17 protein-coding genes are annotated in these 20,759 nt (G+C 67.5%); 9 read left to right on the top strand and 8 right to left on the bottom strand.

Annotated features, from left to right (window positions below):
- Positions 1-138 precede the first annotated feature (138 nt).
- Both ACSUZC_RS18770 and lysS read left to right on the top strand, forming a co-directional pair.
- A complete protein-coding gene (locus ACSUZC_RS18770; protein WP_439029971.1) occupies positions 139-612 on the top strand; it encodes a rhodanese-like domain-containing protein in 474 nt (157 codons plus the stop codon).
- An 86-nt stretch (positions 613-698) separates the two neighbouring features.
- Complete coding sequence (gene lysS, locus ACSUZC_RS18765; RefSeq protein ID WP_439029970.1) at positions 699-2,261, top strand: lysine--tRNA ligase; 1,563 nt, start codon at positions 699-701, stop codon at positions 2,259-2,261.
- Positions 2,262-2,306: 45 nt separating this feature from the next.
- Here lysS and ACSUZC_RS18760 read toward each other — a convergent pair whose 3' ends face one another.
- Together ACSUZC_RS18760 and ACSUZC_RS18755 are read right to left on the bottom strand one after the other, a co-directional pair.
- On the bottom strand, positions 2,307-3,182 hold the full coding sequence (locus ACSUZC_RS18760; RefSeq protein WP_439029969.1) for a DUF559 domain-containing protein: 876 nt from the start codon (positions 3,180-3,182) through the stop codon (positions 2,307-2,309).
- Positions 3,183-3,284: 102 nt separating this feature from the next.
- Positions 3,285-4,868, bottom strand: a complete 1,584-nt coding sequence (locus tag ACSUZC_RS18755) for a FadD3 family acyl-CoA ligase (protein WP_439029968.1) — start codon at positions 4,866-4,868, stop codon at positions 3,285-3,287.
- A gap of 43 nt (positions 4,869-4,911) precedes the next feature.
- Here ACSUZC_RS18755 and ACSUZC_RS18750 point away from each other — a divergent pair, with 43 nt between their 5' ends.
- The 7 genes from ACSUZC_RS18750 to ACSUZC_RS18720 all read left to right on the top strand — a co-directional run bounded on the left by ACSUZC_RS18750 (position 4,912) and on the right by ACSUZC_RS18720 (position 14,463).
- Positions 4,912-6,180 carry an acyl-CoA dehydrogenase family protein gene (locus ACSUZC_RS18750; protein ID WP_439029967.1) on the top strand — a complete coding sequence of 423 codons (1,269 nt, stop codon included), beginning with the start codon at positions 4,912-4,914 and terminating at the stop codon, positions 6,178-6,180.
- Position 6,181: 1 nt separating this feature from the next.
- Entirely contained in the window at positions 6,182-6,997 is an 816-nt protein-coding gene (locus tag ACSUZC_RS18745) for an SDR family oxidoreductase (RefSeq protein WP_439029966.1), read from the top strand.
- A 38-nt stretch (positions 6,998-7,035) separates the two neighbouring features.
- Positions 7,036-8,193, top strand: a complete 1,158-nt coding sequence (locus ACSUZC_RS18740) for an acetyl-CoA C-acetyltransferase (protein ID WP_439029965.1) — start codon at positions 7,036-7,038, stop codon at positions 8,191-8,193.
- 273 nt (positions 8,194-8,466) lie between these two features.
- Positions 8,467-9,996 carry an aldehyde dehydrogenase family protein gene (locus ACSUZC_RS18735; RefSeq protein ID WP_439029964.1) on the top strand — a complete coding sequence of 510 codons (1,530 nt, stop codon included), beginning with the start codon at positions 8,467-8,469 and terminating at the stop codon, positions 9,994-9,996.
- Positions 9,997-10,082: 86 nt separating this feature from the next.
- Positions 10,083-10,766 carry a TetR/AcrR family transcriptional regulator gene (locus tag ACSUZC_RS18730; RefSeq protein ID WP_439029963.1) on the top strand — a complete coding sequence of 228 codons (684 nt, stop codon included), beginning with the start codon at positions 10,083-10,085 and terminating at the stop codon, positions 10,764-10,766.
- A 59-nt stretch (positions 10,767-10,825) separates the two neighbouring features.
- The gene (locus tag ACSUZC_RS18725; protein ID WP_439029962.1) at positions 10,826-12,730 is read left to right on the top strand and encodes an ABC transporter ATP-binding protein; all 1,905 of its coding nucleotides are present in this window, start codon (positions 10,826-10,828) and stop codon (positions 12,728-12,730) included.
- Positions 12,727-14,463, top strand: coding sequence for an ABC transporter ATP-binding protein (locus ACSUZC_RS18720; RefSeq protein WP_439029961.1), 1,737 nt, complete (start codon positions 12,727-12,729; stop codon positions 14,461-14,463). The genes ACSUZC_RS18725 and ACSUZC_RS18720 overlap by 4 nt, the downstream gene beginning before the upstream one ends.
- Positions 14,464-14,685: 222 nt before the next feature.
- Here ACSUZC_RS18720 and ACSUZC_RS18715 read toward each other — a convergent pair whose 3' ends face one another.
- The 6 genes from ACSUZC_RS18715 to echA20 form a co-directional block, all read right to left on the bottom strand.
- Entirely contained in the window at positions 14,686-15,933 is a 1,248-nt protein-coding gene (locus ACSUZC_RS18715; protein WP_439029960.1) for a DUF222 domain-containing protein, read from the bottom strand.
- 259 nt (positions 15,934-16,192) lie between these two features.
- Positions 16,193-16,993 (bottom strand): ABC transporter ATP-binding protein, encoded by an 801-nt coding sequence (locus ACSUZC_RS18710; RefSeq protein WP_439029959.1) that lies wholly within the window; start codon positions 16,991-16,993, stop codon positions 16,193-16,195.
- A 154-nt stretch (positions 16,994-17,147) separates the two neighbouring features.
- Complete coding sequence (locus tag ACSUZC_RS18705) at positions 17,148-18,260, bottom strand: NAD(P)H-dependent flavin oxidoreductase (RefSeq protein ID WP_439029958.1); 1,113 nt, start codon at positions 18,258-18,260, stop codon at positions 17,148-17,150.
- On the bottom strand, positions 18,257-19,045 hold the full coding sequence (locus ACSUZC_RS18700; protein ID WP_439029957.1) for a CoA-transferase subunit beta: 789 nt from the start codon (positions 19,043-19,045) through the stop codon (positions 18,257-18,259). The genes ACSUZC_RS18705 and ACSUZC_RS18700 overlap by 4 nt, the downstream gene beginning before the upstream one ends.
- Positions 19,042-19,935 (bottom strand): CoA transferase subunit A, encoded by an 894-nt coding sequence (locus tag ACSUZC_RS18695; RefSeq protein ID WP_439029956.1) that lies wholly within the window; start codon positions 19,933-19,935, stop codon positions 19,042-19,044. Before ACSUZC_RS18695 ends, ACSUZC_RS18700 begins: the two co-directional genes overlap by 4 nt.
- A 1-nt stretch (position 19,936) precedes the next feature.
- The gene (echA20, locus tag ACSUZC_RS18690; protein WP_439029955.1) at positions 19,937-20,731 is read right to left on the bottom strand and encodes a (7aS)-7a-methyl-1,5-dioxo-2,3,5,6,7,7a-hexahydro-1H-indene-carboxyl-CoA hydrolase; all 795 of its coding nucleotides are present in this window, start codon (positions 20,729-20,731) and stop codon (positions 19,937-19,939) included.
- Positions 20,732-20,759: the final 28 nt, after the last annotated feature.

Genomic DNA, 20,759 nt, shown 5'->3' with positions numbered 1-20,759 from the left:
GGCCGGGCCCGGCTGCTTGTGGCATACTCGTCGCCGTGATCCAGAGCTGTCAGGAGTGTTGTCGGGGCTAGTACCGCATCTGCGGCTGCCCACTTCGCGCTCCCCGCTCGTCTCGATCACACCTGAGGACTCCCTCTCATGACCGCTTCGGTTGCCCCTTCTGCTGTTCCCGCCGCACGCACCGCTCACAGCTCGGTGCTCGCCCTGGCTTCCCCGATCGTCGCCCCGGCTCCATCGGCCCCGCTGTCGGTGCAGGTCAGCGACTATTCCGCCGCGGTGGCCGCAGGCGCCGTCCCCGTCGATGTGCGCTCCCATCGCCGACGTGAGATCGACGGCGCACTCCTCGGCGCGCTGGCCATCGACGCCGTCGAGGTCCTCGATCGCCTCACTCCGAACTCGCCGGAGTCGCTACGATCCGCGCGATTCGACTCCCGGTGGATTCTGGTGAGCGAGGACGGCCACGAAGCCGAATGGCTCGCCTGGCACCTGCAGGCGCGCGGCGTCCACGGTGCGGTGTTCGTGGTCGGCGGTCATCGCCGGATGCGTTCGGCGCGTGTGAACGGCCGGATCCGCCCCGATGACCTCGCCATCATCTCCGCGCACGAGAGCTGACCTGACGCGTCGGGTCCCGACGCGCGCGCCGGAGCGAGCCTGCGGTGAGTTGGGAGTCGGTGACCGGCCCCGATAGGGTGCGTGGGGTGAGTGACAGCCCGACCAGCACCGCCCCGGCCGACGTTTCCGGTTCGACGACCGACATCTTCGACGAGCAGACTCCCGAGCAGCTGCGCATCCGCCGCGAGAAGCGCGAGCGCATCCTGGCCGAGGGTCGCGAGCCGTATCCGGTCTCGATCCCCCGCACCCACAGCCTCGGCGAAATCCGTGCCGCCTACCCCGAACTCGAGGCCGGCACCGAGACCGGGCAGCACGTCGGCGTCACCGGCCGCGTGATCTTCCTGCGCAACAAGGGTAAACTGTGTTTCGCGACCCTGCAGGAGGGCGACGGGACCCAGCTGCAGGCGATGGTCAGCTTCAACGGCGTCGGGGAAGAAGAGCTGGGACGCTGGAAGGCCGAGGTCGACCTCGGCGACATCGTGTTCATCTCCGGTGAGGTCATCAGCTCCCGCACCGGCGAACTGTCGGTCATGGCCGACGGCTGGCAGATGGCGTCGAAGTCGTTGCGCCCCTTGCCGGTTGCGCACAAGGACTTGAACGAGGAGACGCGGGTCCGGCAGCGCTATGTCGACCTCATCATGCGTCCCGAGGCGCGTAGCATCGCCCGCACCCGGATCTCGGTGATGGCCGAACTCCGTGCGGCACTCGGTCGTCGGGGCTTCCTCGAGGTCGAGACCCCGATGCTGCAGACACTGCACGGCGGGGCCGCGGCGCGTCCGTTCGTGACGCACTCCAACGCGTTCGACATGGACCTGTTCCTACGGATCGCACCCGAACTCTTCCTCAAGCGCTGCGTCGTCGGCGGGATCGAGCGCGTCTTCGAGATCAACCGCAATTTCCGCAACGAGGGCGCCGACTCCACGCACTCGCCCGAGTTCGCGATGCTCGAGACCTACCAGGCGTATGGCACCTACGACGACTCCGCGGTGATGACCCGCGAACTGGTCCAGGAGGTCGCGCAGGCCGCACTGGGCACCCAGACCCCGACGATGCCCGACGGATCGACCTACGACCTGTCGGGCGAGTGGACGGCGCTCGAGATGTACCCGTCCCTGTCGGAGGCCCTCGGCGAGGAGATCGTGCCGGCCGGGGCCGACGGCGAGACCAGCGTCGAGGAACTGCTCGCCATCGCGGCGCGTGTCGGCCTGGAGATCCCGAAGGACAAGGGATACGGGCACGGCAAGCTCGTCGAGGAGCTGTGGGAGCACATGGTCGGGGAGAAGCTGGACCGGCCGGTCTTCGTCCGCGACTTCCCGGTCGAGACCTCACCGTTGGTACGCGCGCATCGGTCGGTGACGGGCGTCGTGGAGAAGTGGGACCTCTACGTCCGCGGATTCGAGTTGGCCACCGGCTACTCGGAGCTCGTCGACCCGGTCATCCAGCGCGAACGCTTCGTCGACCAGGCCCGCCTGGCCGCCGCCGGTGACGACGAGGCGATGGTCCTCGACGAGGACTTCCTCACCGCGATGGAGTACGGCATGCCCCCGACCACCGGTACCGGCATGGGCATCGACCGGCTGCTGATGGCCCTCACCGGCCTCGGCATCCGCGAGACGATCCTGTTCCCGCTGGTGAAGCCTCGCGCCTGACCCCCGCGCGGGATTTCGTAGCGTCAATGCGCGCTATGTCCGCATTCACGCTACGGATTTCCGGCGTAGGGCCGCTCGGATCTGAGCCAGCACCCAGGCCGGGCGCGCCGTGACGTCGTGCCAGGTGAACCGCAGCACGGTCCAGCCGTTCGCGACGAGGTCGTTCTGACGCGTCCGGTCCCGCTGGAACGCGAGGGCATCGCTGTGGAACGCCATGCCGTCGATCTCGATCGCGACCTTCGCGGTCTCGAATGCGAAGTCGAGGACGTAACCGCACGCGGGTGTGTTCACCGACCACCCCGTGAGTTCGGACCCGCGCAGGATGTGCGCGGTGAGGCGTTCGGCCTCCGATCTCGCACCGGACGACATTGCTTCCAGCATCGCCCGCGCTCGCGGCGATCCACGACGCCCCGCATTGCGGCGCTGAACGGCGTCGAGTGCTGTGACCGTCACCTTCTTGTTCAGCAGGGCCGAATCCATCACCCTGACGCCGATCTCGACCGAGGCGTCGAGGACAGTCAGCTCCAGCGCGGTCACCGTCAGGCCGTCCATCTCGGTCAGATCCCGGAGGTCCAGGGTGCGATGCCATACCCGAGCACCCTCTACCGGCATTCCGTGGCGACCGTGCGGTGCAACCACCACGGCGGTGGCGGGAGCCTGCGCGGTGAGCCCATGCCACCACGCGGCGGCCGCGCCTGCGAGGGATGCTCCCGGTCCGGAGCGGAGCACCGCGAGCCGCATCCTCATGCGGTCGTCGACGGTGCGATCGGCCACCCGGAAGACGCCTCGGGCGACTCGTATCCACTCGCCGCTACGCACGCGGTGCCGGATGGCGTCGGCGGACACTCCTTCGTCGAGCAACTGTCGAGTGGTGAACACGCCGTCGTGGGCCGCGATCATCGCGCGCAGGGCTTCGGTCATGCGACTTTCGACGCACAACCGCCCGGCCTGGTTCCCACCCCGAAATTCGTAGCGACAATACGCAAATAGCGCGCATTGCTGCTACGAAACGCGGGGAGGGGACTAGGTCAGGTTGCGCTTGAGGATCTTCCCGGACGCGTTGCGCGGGAACTCGTCGACGAACACCACCGAACGGGGGACCTTGAAGTTCGCGAGGTGCTGTTTGGCATAGGCGATGACGCGGTCCTCGTCGAGGTCGGCGTCCTTCCGCACGGTCAGGTAGGCGCGGCCGACCTCACCGAGGCGCTCGTCGGGGACGCCGATGACCGCCGATTCGGTGACGCCGTCGAGCCGGGCCAGGGTCTGCTCGATCTCGGCGGGATAGACGTTGAAGCCGCCGCAGATGTACATGTCCTTGAGCCGGTCGGTGATCTTGAGGTTGCCGCGGTCGTCGAGCGTGCCGATGTCGCCGGTGTGCAGCCAGCCGTCGGCGTCGATGGTGGCGGCGGTGGCCTCCGGGTCGTCGAGGTAGCCGACCATCACCATGTCGCCGCGAGCCAGCACCTCGCCCTCGTCGGAGAGCCTGATCTCCATGCCGGGGAATGCGCGACCGCAGGTGTTGGCGACGGTCTCGTCGTCGTCCTCAGGGGTGCAGGTGGAGACGAAACCGCTCGCTTCGGTCAGCCCGTAGGCGGTGATGACGGTGTCGATCCCGAGTTCGTGCTGCAACCGTTCGACGAGGACGACGGGCACGATCGCGGCGCCGGTCACGACGATGCGCAGGCTCGACAGGTCGTGGTCGGTCCGCCGGGGGTCGTCCAGGATGGTCTGGAAGATGGTCGGTGCGCCGGGGAAGACGGTCGCCCGCTGGTCGGACACGAGCTGCATGGCCTGCTGCGGTGAGTAGACCGCGAGGGGGAGCATGGTCACCCCGAACAGGACGCAGGGCAGAATGCCCGCCTTGTACCCGAAGGTGTGGAAGTAGGGATTGGCCATCAGGTAGCGATCGTCGGGATTCAGGCCGGCGTTGGCCCCCCAACCGTGTGAGCCGGCCAGGGTCTGCCGGTGAGTGGCCAACACGCCCTTGGACTTTCCGGTGGTGCCGGAGGTGAACAGGATGTCGGAGAGGTCGTCGGGTGAGAGCGCCTCTGCTCGACGATCCGCCTCCATCAGCGATTCGCTGGTCGCGCGTTCGAGGAAGTCGTCCCAGTCCACGGCGCCGTCGGGGACCTCCGCATCCTGCGTGAGAGGCACCCGGACGACGAGTTCGGGCATCGCACCGCGGTGGTCGCGGAGGAGTTCGGCCGCATGGTCGACGCCGAGGAACTCACCGGACACGACGACCCCCCGTGCACCCGAGCGTTCGATGATCTCGATCGCCTCGCTTGCGGTGTAGCGGGTGTTCAGCGGCACCAGGACTGCTCCGGCGTGGTGAACGCCGAGCGCGGCGACCGGCCAGTGGTGGCTGTTGGGCGCCCAGATCGCGACCCGATCTCCGGGCCGGACCCCCGACGCCCCGAGTGCGCCGGCGAACGCACGGACGGCGTCGTGCAGTTGGGCCCACGTCAGCTGCACCGGCGGATGCGACGAACTCTGCCACTGCCCGTCGACGAGGGCGATACGGTCGGGCCACGCGTGCGCGGCATGCCGCAACGCGGCCGGGGTGGTCGGAGTGGGGAGTGGCCCGGGCTGGGGGGTCTGCGCCATAGAGCTAAACCTAGCAAGTGCTTGGTAGGTTATGCTAGCGCGCATGACCTCGATCAATCTCGCCGATCGTGCCGTCGACCTGGGTGAATGGGCGAAGTCGACGCCGGACGCCGCCGCCGAGTTCGCCACCGCGGTGCGAACCTGGCTCGAGGAGAACCTCACCGGCGACTTCGGCGACCTGAAGGGCCGAGGCGGGCCGGGGAGCGAGCACGAGTTCTTCGCCGAGCGGCTCGAATGGGACCGACACCTGGCTCTGCACGGATGGACCTGCATCGGGTGGCCGACCGAATACGGCGGCCGCGGCGCGACTCTCGAACAGCGGATCATCTTCCACCGCGAGTACGCGCGTGCCAACGCTCCGGCGCGGGTGAACCATCTCGGCGAGGAGCTGCTCGGTCCGACCCTCATCGCGTTCGGTACCGAGGAGCAGAAGAAGCGCTTCCTGCCCGGCATCGTCGACGTCACCGAACTGTGGTCCCAGGGCTACTCCGAACCCGGAGCGGGTTCCGACCTCGCCGGCGTCTCCACGTCTGCCCGCCTCGACGACGACGGTGCCGGCAAGTGGATCATCAACGGGCAGAAGATCTGGACGTCCCTCGCGCATGTCGCCCAGTGGGTGTTCGTGATCGCCCGCACCGAGAAGGGCTCCGCACGGCATGCCGGGCTCAGCTTCCTGCTGGTTCCGCTCGACCAGCCGGGGATCACCGTGCGCCCCATCCAACAGCTCACCGGGACATCGGAATTCAACGAGGTGTTCTTCGACGACGCCGAGACCGACGCGGACCTGATCGTCGGTGAGCCCGGCGAGGGGTGGAAGGTCGCGATGGGCCTGCTCCAGTTCGAGCGGGGAGTGTCGACGCTCGGGCAGCAGGTGGGTTTCGCCCGCGAGCTCGACAACCTGACCGAGGTCGCCCGGACCACCGGTGCGATGAACGATCCCGAACTCGCGAGCCGGTTGGCGCGCGCCGACATCGGCCTGACGGTGATGCGGGCGCACGCGCATCGAACGCTGGACGGGGACGTGACCTCGCAAGCGGGCGCCGCCTCGGTGTCGAAGCTGTTGTGGGCCAACTGGCATCGCGATCTCGGCGAACTCGCCATGGACGTCGTCGGTCCGCCCGCACTGATCGGCCCGGCGGCGACTGCCGAGGGCAGGGCCAACAACATCGCAGACCCCGAGCACGTCGAACTCGACGAATGGCAGCGGCTGTATCTGTTCACCCGTGCCGACACCATCTACGGCGGCTCGAACGAGGTGCAGCGCAACATCATCGCCGAGCGGGTGCTCGGCCTACCCCGAGAGGCACGCTGACGTGACGCAGGCAGACACACGCATCTCCCCGCTGGCGACCCCGCCCGCCGAGATCCCCGGGCACGGACTACTTCTCGGCAAGAAGGTCGTGGTGACCGCGGCCGCCGGAACGGGAATCGGGTTCGCATCGGCTCGGCGCGCACTGCTCGAAGGTGCGGATGTGCTCATCAGCGACTGGCACGAACGACGCCTCGGTGAGGCCGCCGAGAAGCTGACCGCCGAGTTCCCCGAACGCACGGTCTCCCAGCGCACGTGCAACGTCCAGGTCACCGCCGAGGTCGACGCGCTGATCGCCGACGCCGCAACCGAACTCGGCCGCATCGACGTGCTGGTGAACAACGCCGGGCTCGGCGGCGAGACACCCGTCGCCGAGATGTCCGACGAGGAGTGGGATCGCGTTCTCGACATCACGCTCACCGGGACCTTCCGGGCCACCAGGGCGGCCCTGCGGTACTTCGGCTCGGTCGAGCACAACGGCGTCATCGTCAACAACGCATCGGTGCTCGGGTGGCGGGCGCAGCGCGGTCAGGCGCACTACGCCGCGGCCAAGGCCGGGGTGATGGCCCTGACCCGATGTTCGGCACTCGAGGCAGCCGACGTCGGGGTACGCATCAACGCGATCGCACCGTCGATCGCCAAACACCCCTTCCTGGCGAAGGTCACCAGCGACGACCTGCTCGACGAACTGGCCTCCCGCGAGGCCTACGGGCGAGCCGCCGAGGTATGGGAGGTCGCCGCCACCGTCGCGATGCTGGCCAGCGACTACACCACCTACCTGACCGGCGAGGTCGTCTCGATCTCCAGCCAGCGCGCCTGACGCGCAACCACTTCGACATCGAACAAGGAGTACCGATCATGTCCACACCGCAGGCCTACATCGTCGACGCCGTCCGGACCCCGGTCGGCAAGCGCAACGGCTCGCTGGCCAAGACCCACCCCGCCGACCTCGGCGCCCACATCATCTCCGCGCTCGTCGAGCGCACCGGTATCGACCCGGCAGCCGTCGACGACGTGGTGTTCGGTTGCCTCGACACCATCGGCGGGCAGGCCGGCAACGTCGCCCGGACCGCCTGGCTCGCAGCCGGTCTCCCGCTCGAGGTGCCCGGCACCACCGTCGATCGCCAGTGCGGCTCCAGCCAGCAGGCCATCCACTTCGCCGCGCAGGGTGTCATGAGCGGCACGCAGGACATCGTCGTCGCCGGCGGCCTGCAGAACATGAGCGCCATCCCGATCTCGCAGGCGATGATCTCCGGCAAGGAGTTCGGGTTCACCACGCCGACAGCGGAATCCGCCGGATGGCAGGAACGCTTCGGCGACTCGCAGATCTCGCAGTTCCTCGGCGCGGACATGATGGCCAAGAAGTGGGACATCAGCCGCGAGGACATGGAGCGCTGGGCGTTGCAGTCACACGAGCGTGCCCGGGCCGCGATCGCCGACGGGAAGTTCGACAACGAGAACGTGGCGCTCGGCGACTGCGTCGTCGACGAATGCCCGCGCGAGACCTCGATGGAGAAGATGGCCGGCCTCCAGGTGCTCGCCGAGGGTTCACGCCTCACCGCCGCCGTGGCCTCCCAGATCGCCGACGGCTCCTCGGCGACCCTCGTCGTGTCCGAGCGTGCGCTGAAGGAGCACAACCTCACCCCGCGCGCCCGCATCCACCACATGTCGGTGCGCGGCGACGACCCCGTGATGATGCTGTCCGCACCCATCCCCGCCACCAAGTACGCGCTCGACAAGACCGGACTGTCCATCGACGACATCGACGTCGTCGAGATCAACGAGGCCTTCGCCCCGGTCGTGCTCGCCTGGCTGAAGGAGACCGGGGCGGACCCGGCCAAGGTCAACCCCAACGGCGGCGCCATCGCCCTCGGCCACCCGCTCGGCGCCACCGGTGCCAAGCTGTTCGCCACCCTCCTCAACGAACTCGAACGCACCGGGGGTCGCTACGGTCTCCAGACGATGTGCGAGGGCGGCGGGACCGCCAACGTCACCATCATCGAGCGGCTCGGCTGAGGCCCACGCTGCCTGAGGTGTGAGGAGCGCAAGCGACGAACCTCGAAGGCCTGGTGAGCAACAATCGCCGACCCTTCGAGGCTCGGTTCGCTCGCACCTCAGGGAGCGCAGGCGACGCCCCTCGACGTCCGGCCCGAACGGCCGTACCCTTCTGACAACAGACGTGCCCACATGTGGGTGTGATCTGGCGCATACTATGGTGTGGGACAGGCGGACATTTTCGTTCCAAAGTCCACACCCTAGCTGCAGCACGAACTACTTGAGGGGATCTCGATGACCAAGCCTGCTGAGCACACCAGCGCCGGGGCGACGAGCGTGGCGCGCGGCGTCTCGTCCGAAGCGCACACGTTGACCGAGCTGGTCGAGATCCAGCGCGCCGCGTTCCTGCGTGACGGCATCCCGGACGCCGACACCCGCATCGACCGCATCACCCGCCTGGCCGCCCTGCTGCTCGACAACGCGGACGAGATCGCCGCCGCGCTCGCCGAGGACTTCGGGTCGCGGCCGCGCGAGCTGTCCCTCGCCGCCGACGTCGCCGGCTGCATGATCGACCTCGCCCACCAGCGTCGCGGCGTCAAGGAGTGGATGGCCGAGTCCAAGGTCGCCAAGATCCAGGGCCTGCTCGGTTACAAGCAGAGCATTCGCCACGACCCGCTGGGTGTCGTCGGCATCATGGGCCCCTGGAACTTCCCGCTGCAGCTCACCATCGTCCCGGCCGGGTCGGCCTTCGCGGCGGGTAACCGAGTCATCCTGCGCCCCTCGTCGGTGACGTCGCGAACCACCGACGTGATCGCCAAGCACGCGCCGAACTACTTCTCCATCGAGGAGCTGGCGGTCGCCACCTCCAAGCACGGCTCGGGTTCGGACTTCGCCAAGCTGAAGGTCGACCACATGTTCTTCACCGGCTCGCCCGGGGTGGGCGCCTCGGTGGCTCAGGAAGCCGCGAAGAACCTCATCCCGGTCACCCTCGAACTCGGCGGCAAGAACCCGGCGGTCGTCGACATCGACGCCGACATCGACAAGGCCGCGACGATGCTCGCCGATGCCCGCATGGTCAACGGCGGTCAGGTGTGCCTGTGCCCGGACTACGTCTTCGTTCCGGAGGCCAAGCTCGGCGAGTTCACCGACAAGGTCGTCGCACGGTGGACCAAGAACTTCCCGACGATCCTCGACAACGACCAGTTCACCTCGACCATCAACCAGAAGAACTACGAGCGCATCCTCGGCCTCATCGACGACGCCGAGCAGCTCGGTGCCACCAAGCGTCAGGTGATCCCCGGCGGCGAGCCGCTGCCGGACGCCGAGCGCCGCAAGATCCCGCCGACGCTGCTGACCGGCGTCAAAGCGGGCATGAAGATCGAGGAGGACGAGGTCTTCGGTCCGGTGCTGACCGTGTACCCGTACCGCGACCTGTCCGAGGTGATCAGCCAGATCAGCTCGCATCCGCATCCGCTGACCATGTACTGGTGCGGCGATCAGAACGAGCGGTTCCAGAAGCTCGCCGACAACACCCGCAGCGGATCGATCAACGGCAACGACTTCGCCATCCACCTGTTCAGTGGCGAGCTGCCCTTCGCGGGTGTCGGTAACAGCGGAATGGGCGGCTACCACGGCCGAACCGGTTTCGAGACGTTCAGCCACGCCCGGGCCGTCGCCTTCTCGACGCTGCCGGTGAGTGTCGCCGAGATGATGTCGCCGCCGTTCCTGCCCAAGGACACCAAGCTGACCGACAACCAGCTGAAGCTGTGGAAGTTCTTCAACAACCGCGCGATGAAGAAGGTGCGCAAGCGCCTGGGCGCTTAAGATCGGTTGTCTTGGCCGGGATCGTCCACCGACGGTCCCGGCCAAGCGCTTGCTAGGGTGTGCGCAGGCTCTTCAGGAGGATGCGCTTGTCACCACGAGGTCAGACCAAGATCGACGCGAGCGGTGGAACCGACGCGCGTGTCCCGGCCGAGACGGGCGCCAGATCCGCGAACGGCCGCACCGATGCGCCCGCACGGTCGTCGCGCCGCGACGAACTGCTCGCCACGGCTGGGCGGATGTTCGCCGAACAGGGTCTGCGTTCGACGACGGTCCGCGACATCGCCGACGCCGCGGGAATCCTGTCCGGCAGCCTGTATCACCACTTCGACTCCAAAGAGTCGATGGTCGACGAGATCCTGCGCCGGTTCCTCGACGATCTCTTCGACCGCTATCGGCAGATCGCCGCGTCGAGTCGATCGGCCACCGAGACCCTCCGCGGCCTCGTGGTCGCTTCCTTCGAGTCGATCGACGCCGAGCGCAACGCGGTCGCGATCTATCAGGACGAGGCGAAAAGGCTGTCGGGGCAAGAACGTTTCGCCTACATCTCCGAACTCAACGTCGAATTCCGCCGACTCTGGCAGTCGGTGCTGCAGCGTGGCGTCGACGACGGCGAGTTCCGCGCCGATCTCGACGTCGAACTCGTCTACCGCTTCATGCGCGACACCGTTTGGGTCGCTGTGCGGTGGTACCGGCCCGGCGGGTCGATGTCGGTCGACGCGATCGCCGAGCAGTACCTCTCGGTCGTACTGGACGGTATTCTCCCTCGGTGAGACCGCGTCGAAGTTAGGGTAGCTTTCCTTCACCGCCGTTCGGCCGTTATTGTGCGCGTATGACAATTGGCGGAACCGATCTGGCCGCGCCCGCACCAATCCAGGACACCGAGGCCGTACCGGACGATCCGAAGGCCGCCCGGACCGCCGCGCGAGCCGAGGCCAAAGCCAAGGCCGCGGCCCTCGCCGATGTCCTGGCCCCGGTGAAGACGCGGACCATGGTGGCCCAGCTGGTCCAGATCATCGCCTCCGCGGCGACCGTGGTGCCGTTCATCGGCATCGTCGAGCTGGGCCGGACCCTGCTCGCTCCCGGGCCCGTCGATTCGAGCCGGGTGTGGCTGGTCGTCTGGCTGGTGGTCGCCGGTCTCGCCGCACGGGCCGCGTTCAGCTTCCTCGCCCTCGCCATCACGCACTTCGCCGATCTCGACCTCCAGGCGCAGCTGCGAATCCGCATCGCCGACAAGCTCGGTCGGCTCCCGCTGGGCTGGTTCAGTCGCACGAGCTCGGGTGCGGTCCGCAAATCGGTGCAGAACGATGTCGCAGACCTCCACTACCTCGTCGCCCATGCGACCGTCGAGGCGACGGCTGCGGTCCTCTCGCCGATCTTCGCGCTCATCTACTGCTTCGTCCTCGACTGGCGCCTCGGGCTCCTCGCCGTCGCGACGGTGCCGCTGTACGCGCTGACGTACTCGTACATGGCTCGTGACCTCACGACCGAGATGGAGAAGATGGACAAGGGCGTCGCCCGCATCAGCGCGACGATCGTCGAGTTCATCTCCGGTGTGGCGGTGGTGAAGACGTTCGGGCAGACGGGCAAGGCGCACCGCCGGTTCATCGACGCCGCCGACGAGTTCAACGACGACTTCGCCGGGTACATGGGCCCGATGCTGCGGGTGCAGGCGGTGACCACGGTCCTCATCAGCGCGCCGCTGATCCTGCTCGTGAACCTCGGTGTGGGCTACTGGTTCGTCGACCGCGGCTGGGTGCAGCCCATCGAGCTGGTCGGCTCGACCCTGATCGCGATGGTGTTGCCCACCGCCCTGCTCACGGTTTCCACCGCGGTGCACACCCGGCAGCAGGCGTCGGCCGCGGCACTGCGCATCGCCGATCTGCTCGCCGAACCCGAACTGGCCGTTCCGGAGAACCCGCAGGTGCCCGACGGTCACGACGTCCGGATCGAGAACGTGCACTTCACCTACCCACCCCGGCCGGGGGTGCCCGCAGGCGTGAAGGCCCTCGACGATGTCAGTGTCACGCTCGCCGAGGGCACCGTCACGGCGCTGGTCGGACCATCGGGCAGCGGTAAGTCGACGCTGGCCACCCTGCTACCGCGCTTCGGCGACCCCGACTCCGGTGCCGTGCGGATCGGCGGGGTCGACGTCCGCGACATCGCGACCACCGAGTTGTACCGTCACGTCGGCTTCGTGCTGCAGGACGTGCAGCTGCTGACGATGTCGGTGCGCGACAACATTCGTCTGGGACGTCCCGACGCGTCCGAGGACATGGTTCACGACGCCGCTCGGGCGGCGCAGATCCACGACCGCATCCTCGAGCTCCCGGACGGTTACGACACCGTGGTCGGCGACGGCGCACACTTCTCGGGCGGTGAGGCTCAGCGGGTGTCGATCGCACGCGCACTGCTCGCCGACACCCCTATCCTGGTTCTCGACGAGGCGACCGCGTTCGCCGATCCCGAGTCCGAAGCCCAGATCCAGCAGGCGATCGGCGCCCTCATGGTCGGGCGCACCGTCCTGGTCATCGCGCACCGGCTCGGCTCGATCACCCACGCCGACAACATCGTCGTCCTCGATCGCGGGCGAGTCGTCGAACAGGGTCGTCAGGACGAGCTGGTCGCCAAGGGCGGTCTGTACGCGACGATGTGGGCCGCCTACGAGGCCGGGTCCACGCGGCGGGACGAAGAGATCGCGCGGGGCGCGGTCACGAGCGACGAGGTGGCACGATGATCCGCGGTTTCTACACGATCCTGGGTTCCGAACGCGCCCGGATGGTCGTCTTCCTCACCTGGGTGGTCGTCTACGGCATCGCACAGGGCCTGGCGATGCTCACGTTGGTCCCGATCGTCGAACACCTCCTGACCGGTGACCTGTCGGCTGCGGCCAAGTGGTTGTGGCCGTTGCTGTTCCTGGTGATCGTCTGTGCGGTGAGCGCCTACGTCCAGTCCCTCAAGGGCATGACGATGGCGCTCTACGCGATGCGGATGCTGCATCACCGCCTCGGTGATCACATGGTCACGCTCCCGCTGGGCTGGTTCACCCGCGACCGGATCGGTGATGTCTCCCAGATCGCGGTCAAGGGAACGATGTTCGTGGGCAGCACGGGTGCGCACTACATCACACCCGTCGTGGTCAACACGGTCAGCTCCGTGGTGGTCGTGATCGGCATCTGCCTGTTCGACTGGCGCATCGGCCTTCTCATGGTCGCCGGGACACTGCTCCTGATGTACGTCGGCAAGCTGTCGAGTTCCTTCCTCGCCAAGTCCGAGGGACGCAAGCGTGCCGAGGCCGTCAAGGTCAACAACCGGGTGCTGGAGTTCGCTCGCTGCCAGGCGGTCCTGCGGGCCTTCGGCAACGCCGACTCCGCGCACGTACCACTCGCCGAGGCGCTGGGACAGCAGGCACGGGTGGGCAAGTCGATGCTGTGGCGCTCGATCCTCGGCATCCTGCTCAACGGTCTGTCGGTGCAGGTCGTTTTCAGCGCGGTGCTGGCACTCGGTGCGTGGCTGGCGGTGGCGGGCCACATCGAACCGGCACTGCTCGTCGCCGTGTTCGGCCTCGCGGCCCGGTTCTTCGGCCCGATCGGCGAGCTCGCGGAACTCGGTTCGACGCTGCGGATGTCGACCGACGAGATCAACCGCATCACGGGCGTGCTCGACACCGAGCGCATGCCGGCCCCCGAGCAACCGGCCCCGATCTCCGAGCCCGGCGCCGTCGAACTCGACGCTGTCGCTTTCGGATACGACGCCGACGCCCCGGTTCTGCGCAACGTCTCACTCCGTGCACGCCCGGGCACGATGACGGCCCTCGTCGGGCCGTCCGGTTCGGGCAAGTCGACGATCTTCCGCCTCATCGCCCGGTTCTACGATGTCGACGGCGGCGTGGTGAAGGTCGGTGGCGTCGATGTCCGCGAGCAGGAGACCGGCGCGCTGATGGGACAGCTGTCACAGGTGTTCCAGGACGTCTACCTCTTCGACGACACCCTGTGGGAGAACATCAGACTCGGCCGTCCCGAGGCGTCCGACGACGAGATCCGCGCCGCCGCGGAGACCGCGGGCGTCACCTCGATCGTCGGCCGGTTGCCCGACGGCTGGCACACTGTCGTCGGAGAGGGTGGTTCAGCTCTGTCCGGCGGTGAACGCCAACGGGTCTCGATCGCGCGCGCACTGTTGAAGAACGCTCCGATCGTGCTGTTCGACGAGGCGACGAGCGCGCTCGATCCCGAGAACGAATCGCATGTGGCCGAGTCCATCCGCCGGCTGGCCGACGACAGCACCGTGCTCGTCATCGCGCACAAGCTGTCCACGGTCATCGCCGCCGACCAGATCGTCGTCCTCGACGACGAGGGCGGCGTCGACGACATCGGCACCCACGACGAACTCCTCGCCCGCGGTGGCCGTTACACGGATTTCTGGAACCAGCGGACAGCTGCCGCGGGGTGGACGCTGACGCCGACCGGATAACCGACCTGCCTCGACGCTGACTGTGGTGGCATCGTCAGACCTGTCGACATCATTCCGGGTCGGCCGAGCCCGAGTCCACCGGGATCCGGTATGGGAAGTGCTTACTGTTCGCCGTATCTCGCTGCCGAGTCCCGGCGGGGCCATGGCTTGTTCACACTGTGGAGTTCTCAAAGATCGTGTGGCATCGGAGTCGACGCCGGAGGGTCTGGTGGGCGGGTGCGGTCAGACGAGGGCGTCGTCGAGTCGCATGGTGCGCCGGTTGTAGGCGGGTCGGGGTAGGCGTCGGGGGTCGATGTCGACGGGCGGGATCAACCACGGATGCCGGTCCGGGCCCATCACCACCTGCCAGCCGTGGTGATGGACTTGGGTGTGACAGCGTTGGCACAGCAGGCATCCGTTGTCCAGATCGGTGGGACCGCCATCAGCCCAATGCACCAGGTGGTGAACCTGCGTATGTGCCGCTGGGGCACCGCATTTCACGCAACACACATCCCGCACGATGATCGCCTGCCGCAGATGGTGCGGGAACAACCGCTTCGTGGTTCCCATCCGCAACGGCACCCCTTCGTCGTCGAGCACGATCTCGGCTACCGCACCGTCACACGACAGTCGCCGCGCGGTCGGCGTCGACACCGCCCCCACCCACGGCAACCGTGCCGGGCCGGCGCCGTCAGCGGGGATGGTGACCAGCACCTGGGTGCGCGGCGCGCCGGCGAGGGTCATGGCCGCACCGATCGCGGCCTGATCCAGCAGTAACTCCAACCCGTCGGCGCGGCGTTCTCCGACACTGCGGCGATCATCGGCGCCGTCGGGTTCGGGACGCGGACCGGATCGTTCGTCGATCATCGACAGAAATTTCTCCCCGATCACCGCGGTCACATCCCCGCTGATCGCGACCCTGCCCTCCTCGGTCACCCGGGTGTGCACGGTGTTCAGCGATGCATCATCAGCCGCCGCCACCACCGTGCCTGGATCGGCATCGGCGACCCGCAGAGCGATCCCGCGGGCGTGGGTGTCGATCTCGGCCGGGGTGGCACCGGAGAACGCCTGCGTGAGCAATTCGCTCTCGAACCCCGACCTGTCGTTGTCGGACAACGCAGCCGCGGAACGTCTGACGATGAATGCGATGCCGCGGACCACCGCATCAACACACTCGGCAGACAGATAACCCTCGGCGGCACACACGGCAACCTTCGGCAACGCCCCTAGCCCACCGGCGATCCGCGTGCCGCGGTGCGCGGCCGCCGGTGGCATTCCCATGTCAATCAGCCATGATCGGGTCGTCGAGCCTGCCCGCGCGGCCGCGCCCGAGGCCTCCAATAAGGCGATGTGGACGGCGATCTGGTGGTCGAGAAGGTTGCGCAACACGCGCAGTTCGTCGAGGCGCTCGACCACTGCGCGTCCACTGCCGTCGTCGGGTGGTGATGGCAGAGAGATGAGGGTGCCGCGGAGCTCGGTGATCGAAGCCATGACACCAAGGTACTCGCCAATACATTCGACGACGAAGTTTCTCCACAGCCCGATCATCCTCGAGTCTGATTGTGCACCAATTGATATCACTCACGCCTCAGCGGTGAACCATGATGGACTGTGGTGAACAGAAACCACATCAGTCACAGAACGCTATCTGCTGGCACCTCGCAGCTACTGCTGCGTTCACGGACTCTGACAAAGCGGTCATCACCGGCCTCGGTGGTACGTGACAGCCAGTGGGACCGTCTCGTCGACCTCAGGGTGCCGGGGTCGCGACTCCTCGCGCCGACCACCGGCCGTCACGGTGTGTGATCTCGATGGGGTGATCGAAGCACTCGGTCACCAGCTCGGTGGTCAGGACGTCGTCGACCGGGCCGGCGGCGAGGATCCGGCCACCGGTCACGAGTACTGCGTGCGTGGTGGTCTCGGGTAGTTCCTCGAGGTGATGTGTGACGAGCACGGTCGCGAGTTCGGGATGCGTCCGGTGCAGGCTGTCGACGGTCTGCAGAAGTCGCTCGCGCGCGGCCACATCGAGGCCGGTCGACGGCTCGTCGAGTAGTAGCAGTCGAGGATCGGACAGCAGCGCGCGGGCGATCAGCGTCCGCCCGCGTTCACCCTGCGACAGGTTGGTCCACGACGCCGACGCGAGTGCCCCCAGGCCCAGCATCTCGATCAATTCGTCGGCGCGGGCGCGTGTCTCCGGGGTGGGGGTCCGGTGGTCCATCAGCTCGGTGGTGCCGGTCGCTCCGGTCAGCACGACCTCCCGGATCGTCAGCGGCGACCGCAGCGGATGCCGCGGATTGACATGACCGATCGATTCTCGAAGCTTCCGGATCTCGACGCGACCCAACTGGTGTCCGAGGACGTGGACCGTGCCATGCGTCGGGTGCTGCTCCGCGCCGCAGAGACTCAGGATCGTCGACTTGCCCGCCCCGTTCGGCCCGATCAGCGCCCACCGCTCACCGGCCCGGATCGTGAGGTTGATGCCGGTGAGGATCGCGCGGGACTGCCGCACGAAGTCGACCGAATCTAGGCGCAGGACATCCGGGATGGTCACGGTGCGAACCTACCGGACCCTTCGTGACGGCCCTCCGCAAGCTCCGGGCCTCCTCAGGGGGCGGGGGCCTGCGCATAATCTGGCACCCTTCCGGTGCCTGAGGTGCGAGGAGCGTTGGCGACGAGCCTCGAAGGCCCCGGGTCAGCCACGACCCCTAACCCAGCGAGCCGAGTGTCTTCAGCCGCTCGTGCGCCTGGGTCATGATCGACTGGATCAGCTCGTCGCAACTGGGCAGGTCGTCGATCATGCCGACGACCTGACCGGAGGCGAGTACCCCGGCGCGCGTGTCGCCCTCGACGAGGCCTGCCTTGAGCAGCATCGGGGTGTTGCCCGCCATGATCACTTGCTGCCATGTGCGCTCGCCCGACTTCTTCATCGTGCGACCGTCTTTGAGCATCGTGGTCCAGCGCATGCCGGTCATCTGCTTGAACTCGTTGGCATTGCGGGCCGCGGCGACGAGAGCCCGTACCGGGCTTCCGCTTTCGAGGGCCTCGACGAGCGGGGTTCGCAGCACCCGGTGCGGCATACCGTCGACCTTCACCGACACGACGGTGTCCCCGAGCCCGCGGCCCAGGTACTCCTGTTTGACCGAATCTGGCACGGCACTGTCGGACGTGAGCAGAAATCGCGTGCCCATCGCGACACCCTGGGCGCCGTACGCCAGCGCGGCGGCGAGGCCGCGACCGTCGAAGAAGCCGCCGGCCGCCACCACCGGCATGTCGATGCCCTTCGCCGACAACGCGTCCAGAACCGACGGCAACAGCAGTGTGGTCGCGACGGGTCCGGTGTGACCGCCGCCTTCGCCGCCCTGCACGATCACCGCGTCGGCACCCCACGATGCGACCTTGACCGCATGTTTGGCGGCACCGATCGACGGGATGACGACGATGCCGTTGTCCTTCAGCTTGGCGATGAGTTCGGGTTTGGGAGCCAGCGCGAAGGACGCGACCTTGACCCCCTCGCGGATCAGCAGGTCGATCCGCTCCGGGGCGTCGGTCGCGTCGGCGCGCATGTTCACGCCGAACGGCTTGTCGGTCAACGACTTCGTCTTGACGATCGCCGTCTCGAGTTCGGCGAACGTCATCGTCGCCGACGCCAGGATTCCCAGCCCGCCGGCGTTGGACGTCGCCGAGGTCAACGACGGCCCGGACACCCAGCCCATCCCGGTCTGCACGATCGGATACTCGATGCCCACCAGTTCGGTGAACGGGGTCGACAAACCTGCTGCTCGTGCCGGGCTCGGTTGCGCGGCGGTAGGGCCGCTCATCGGACTTCCTTGTTGCGGACGCCCTTCGGGTCGAGGACGTCGCGGATGAGTGCGAGCTCCTCGTCGGTGGGGCGACGTGTCTCGGGTGCGTCGGTGAGACCTGCGATCTCGAAGCCGGTGTTGTCGGCGACCTCGTCGGCGGTGACCCCCGGATGCAGCGAGAGGGCTCGCATCGTGTGGCCCTCACCGCCGAAGTCGAAGACGCCGAGGTTGGTGACGACGCGATGAATGTTCAGGTCGTCGAATGCCGGGTTGTCCGCGTCGACCTTGTCGAAACCGACACCCGAGACGATGTCGACGGACTCGCCGAAGACGCGCGCAGTGTGGCGCGGCACCCAGTAGCTCGTCGGGTGGTTGATGGTGTTGCCGGGCGCACCGCGTACACCGAACATCTGGCGGGTCGGATGCTGCAGCGGTCCGAACGCCGACAGGTTCTGATTGCCGTGACGGTCGATCTGGTTGGCGCCCATCACCACATGCCGACGTCCCGACGCGACGACGTCGAAGACCTTGCGGAACGGCATCCAGCCCTCGATGGGTCCGGTCTTGCCGATCGGCGGGGTGTCGGCGAGGATGAGCGCCTCGCCGTCGGTGATCAGCAGGTCGGGCTCGGTGGTGAGGCGTGCCAGACGGGCGCCCAGCAGGGGAACGGGTGCCATCGGTGACGCCATGATCTCGCCGGCGCCGGCGAAGATGTCGGCGCACGAGATGACGCAGTACTCGGCGCGGGTGGGTTCGACGAGCTCACCCGGCGTGGACGGGCTGTCGGTCTCGGTGGTGCTCACTGCTCGCTCTCCTTCTGCTCGGCCTGCCACGCGGTGACCTCGCGCTGGTAGGTCTCCTCGTCGACCTGAAGGAATCTGCGCGCGAACGCGTCCCAAGTCTCGGGTTCTTTGGCCGAGGCCACATAGAACTGCTGGAACTTCTCGTCCCGCCCGTACTCACCGGCGAAGGTGAAGTGAGCACCGTTGGGCGCGTGGACGACCCGGTCGACGGCCATGCGATTCAACAGAAGGCGCTGGTGCGGAACAGTTTTCACGAGTACCTCGGTGGAGACGATCTGGTCGGTCTCGAGGTAGCGACGTTCCGCCGCCGCACAGTAGAGATCGTCGAAGTACGGGTCGACGCCGGTGTATGCGGCGTTGCCGTGGGCGTCGGCGAGATCGAGGTGGACGAACGCGGCGTCGAGCTTCAGCGCCGGCATCGCGACCAGGGTCTGCGTGCGGCCGTCGGCGTCGGGGTAGGGGGAGGTGACCGTCTTGAGTTCGCCCTCCCAGAACTTGAGCACGTCGGACCCGAGGCCGGCGCGGATCGGCAGGAACGGCAGGCGTGCGGCCGCCGCCTCGAGACCGCACTTGACCATGCCCTCGTCCATCTCGCGCACCTCGATCTCACCGTTGGTGCGGGCCTTCGCGAACCACGGGTCGTAGAACGGCGCCGAGTCGAGTGAGACGAAGCCGTAGTATGCGCGGCGTACCTTGCCTGCAGCGCAGAGCAAGCCGAGATCCGGTCCGCCGTAGGTCACCACGGTGAGGTCCTTGACGTCGGATCGGGCGATCGCTCGGACGAGGGCCATCGGCTTGCGCCGAGATCCCCAGCCGCCGATGCCGATGGTCATGCCGTCGCGCAGTTCGGCGACGACGTCGTCGAAGGTGCTTGTCTTGTCGGTGGCCATCTCAGGCGTGTCCTCCATCGGATGTCGAGCCGGATGTGTTGGCGGCGAGCGGCTTTCCGGTCGAGACGAACGCGTCCCGGTGCTCGTCGGCGACCCCGGCCAGGTTCAGCTCGAACGTGTAACCCTGCTCGAGCCGGTAACTCGCCTTCACATCGACGGGATCGATGTTGTTGATCGCCTCCTTCGCCGCCCGGATCACCCGGGTGTCCTTGGCGGCGATGGCCTCGGCGACCTCGAGCGCGGCGTCGAGGAGCTGTTCGCGCGGCACCACGCGATAGACCGAACCGAAGTGTTCGAGCTGCTGGGCGGTCACGTTCTTCGCGGTGAAGTAGAGCGTGCGCATCATGTGCTGCGGCACGAGTCGCGCGAGATGCGTTGCAGCGCCCAGTGCTCCACGGTCGACTTCCGGTAGTCCGAAGACCGCGTCGTCGGAGGCGACGATGACGTCGGCGTTGCCGACCAGGCCGATACCGCCACCGACACAGAATCCGTTGACGGCCACGACCACCGGAACCGCGCAGTCGTACACGGCGCCGAACGCCGCCGCGCATCCGCGGTTGGCCCCGATGAGTGCGTCGAAGCCGTCGGTCGCCTGCATCTCCTTGATGTCGACGCCTGCGTTGAAGCCGCGACCTTCGGCGCGAAGGACCACCACGTGGGTGGTCGGGTCCTGGCCGGCTGCGGTGATCGCATCGCCGAGCTCGAACCACGCGGCCGATGGCAGCGCGTTGACGGGCGGGTAGTCGACGGTGACCGTCACGATCCCGGTCTCGGAACGTGTCGTGGTGATCGGCACGCGGGCTCCTCTCAGAGGCGGCTCGGAC

The organism is Gordonia terrae (genome assembly GCF_051789125.1).
GTDB lineage: Bacteria > Actinomycetota > Actinomycetes > Mycobacteriales > Mycobacteriaceae > Gordonia > Gordonia terrae_A.
Note: the sequence above shows the minus strand (reverse complement) of the source record. Positions and strands in the feature narration are given on the sequence as shown.

Excerpts from the sequence above, each read along its gene's own strand:
- ACSUZC_RS18720 (WP_439029961.1), top strand. The coding sequence starts at position 12,727 with ATGATCCGCGGTTTCTACACGATCCTGGGTTCCGAACGCGCCCGGATG.
- ACSUZC_RS18755 (WP_439029968.1), bottom strand. The coding sequence starts at position 4,868 with ATGGCGCAGACCCCCCAGCCCGGGCCACTCCCCACTCCGACCACCCCG.
- ACSUZC_RS18705 (WP_439029958.1), bottom strand. The coding sequence starts at position 18,260 with ATGAGCGGCCCTACCGCCGCGCAACCGAGCCCGGCACGAGCAGCAGGT.
- ACSUZC_RS18725 (WP_439029962.1), top strand. The coding sequence starts at position 10,826 with ATGACAATTGGCGGAACCGATCTGGCCGCGCCCGCACCAATCCAGGAC.
- ACSUZC_RS18750 (WP_439029967.1), top strand. The coding sequence starts at position 4,912 with ATGACCTCGATCAATCTCGCCGATCGTGCCGTCGACCTGGGTGAATGG.
- ACSUZC_RS18770 (WP_439029971.1), top strand. The coding sequence starts at position 139 with ATGACCGCTTCGGTTGCCCCTTCTGCTGTTCCCGCCGCACGCACCGCT.
- ACSUZC_RS18715 (WP_439029960.1), bottom strand. The coding sequence starts at position 15,933 with ATGGCTTCGATCACCGAGCTCCGCGGCACCCTCATCTCTCTGCCATCA.
- ACSUZC_RS18695 (WP_439029956.1), bottom strand. The coding sequence starts at position 19,935 with ATGGCCACCGACAAGACAAGCACCTTCGACGACGTCGTCGCCGAACTG.
- ACSUZC_RS18760 (WP_439029969.1), bottom strand. The coding sequence starts at position 3,182 with ATGACCGAAGCCCTGCGCGCGATGATCGCGGCCCACGACGGCGTGTTC.
- ACSUZC_RS18735 (WP_439029964.1), top strand. The coding sequence starts at position 8,467 with ATGACCAAGCCTGCTGAGCACACCAGCGCCGGGGCGACGAGCGTGGCG.
- ACSUZC_RS18740 (WP_439029965.1), top strand. The coding sequence starts at position 7,036 with ATGTCCACACCGCAGGCCTACATCGTCGACGCCGTCCGGACCCCGGTC.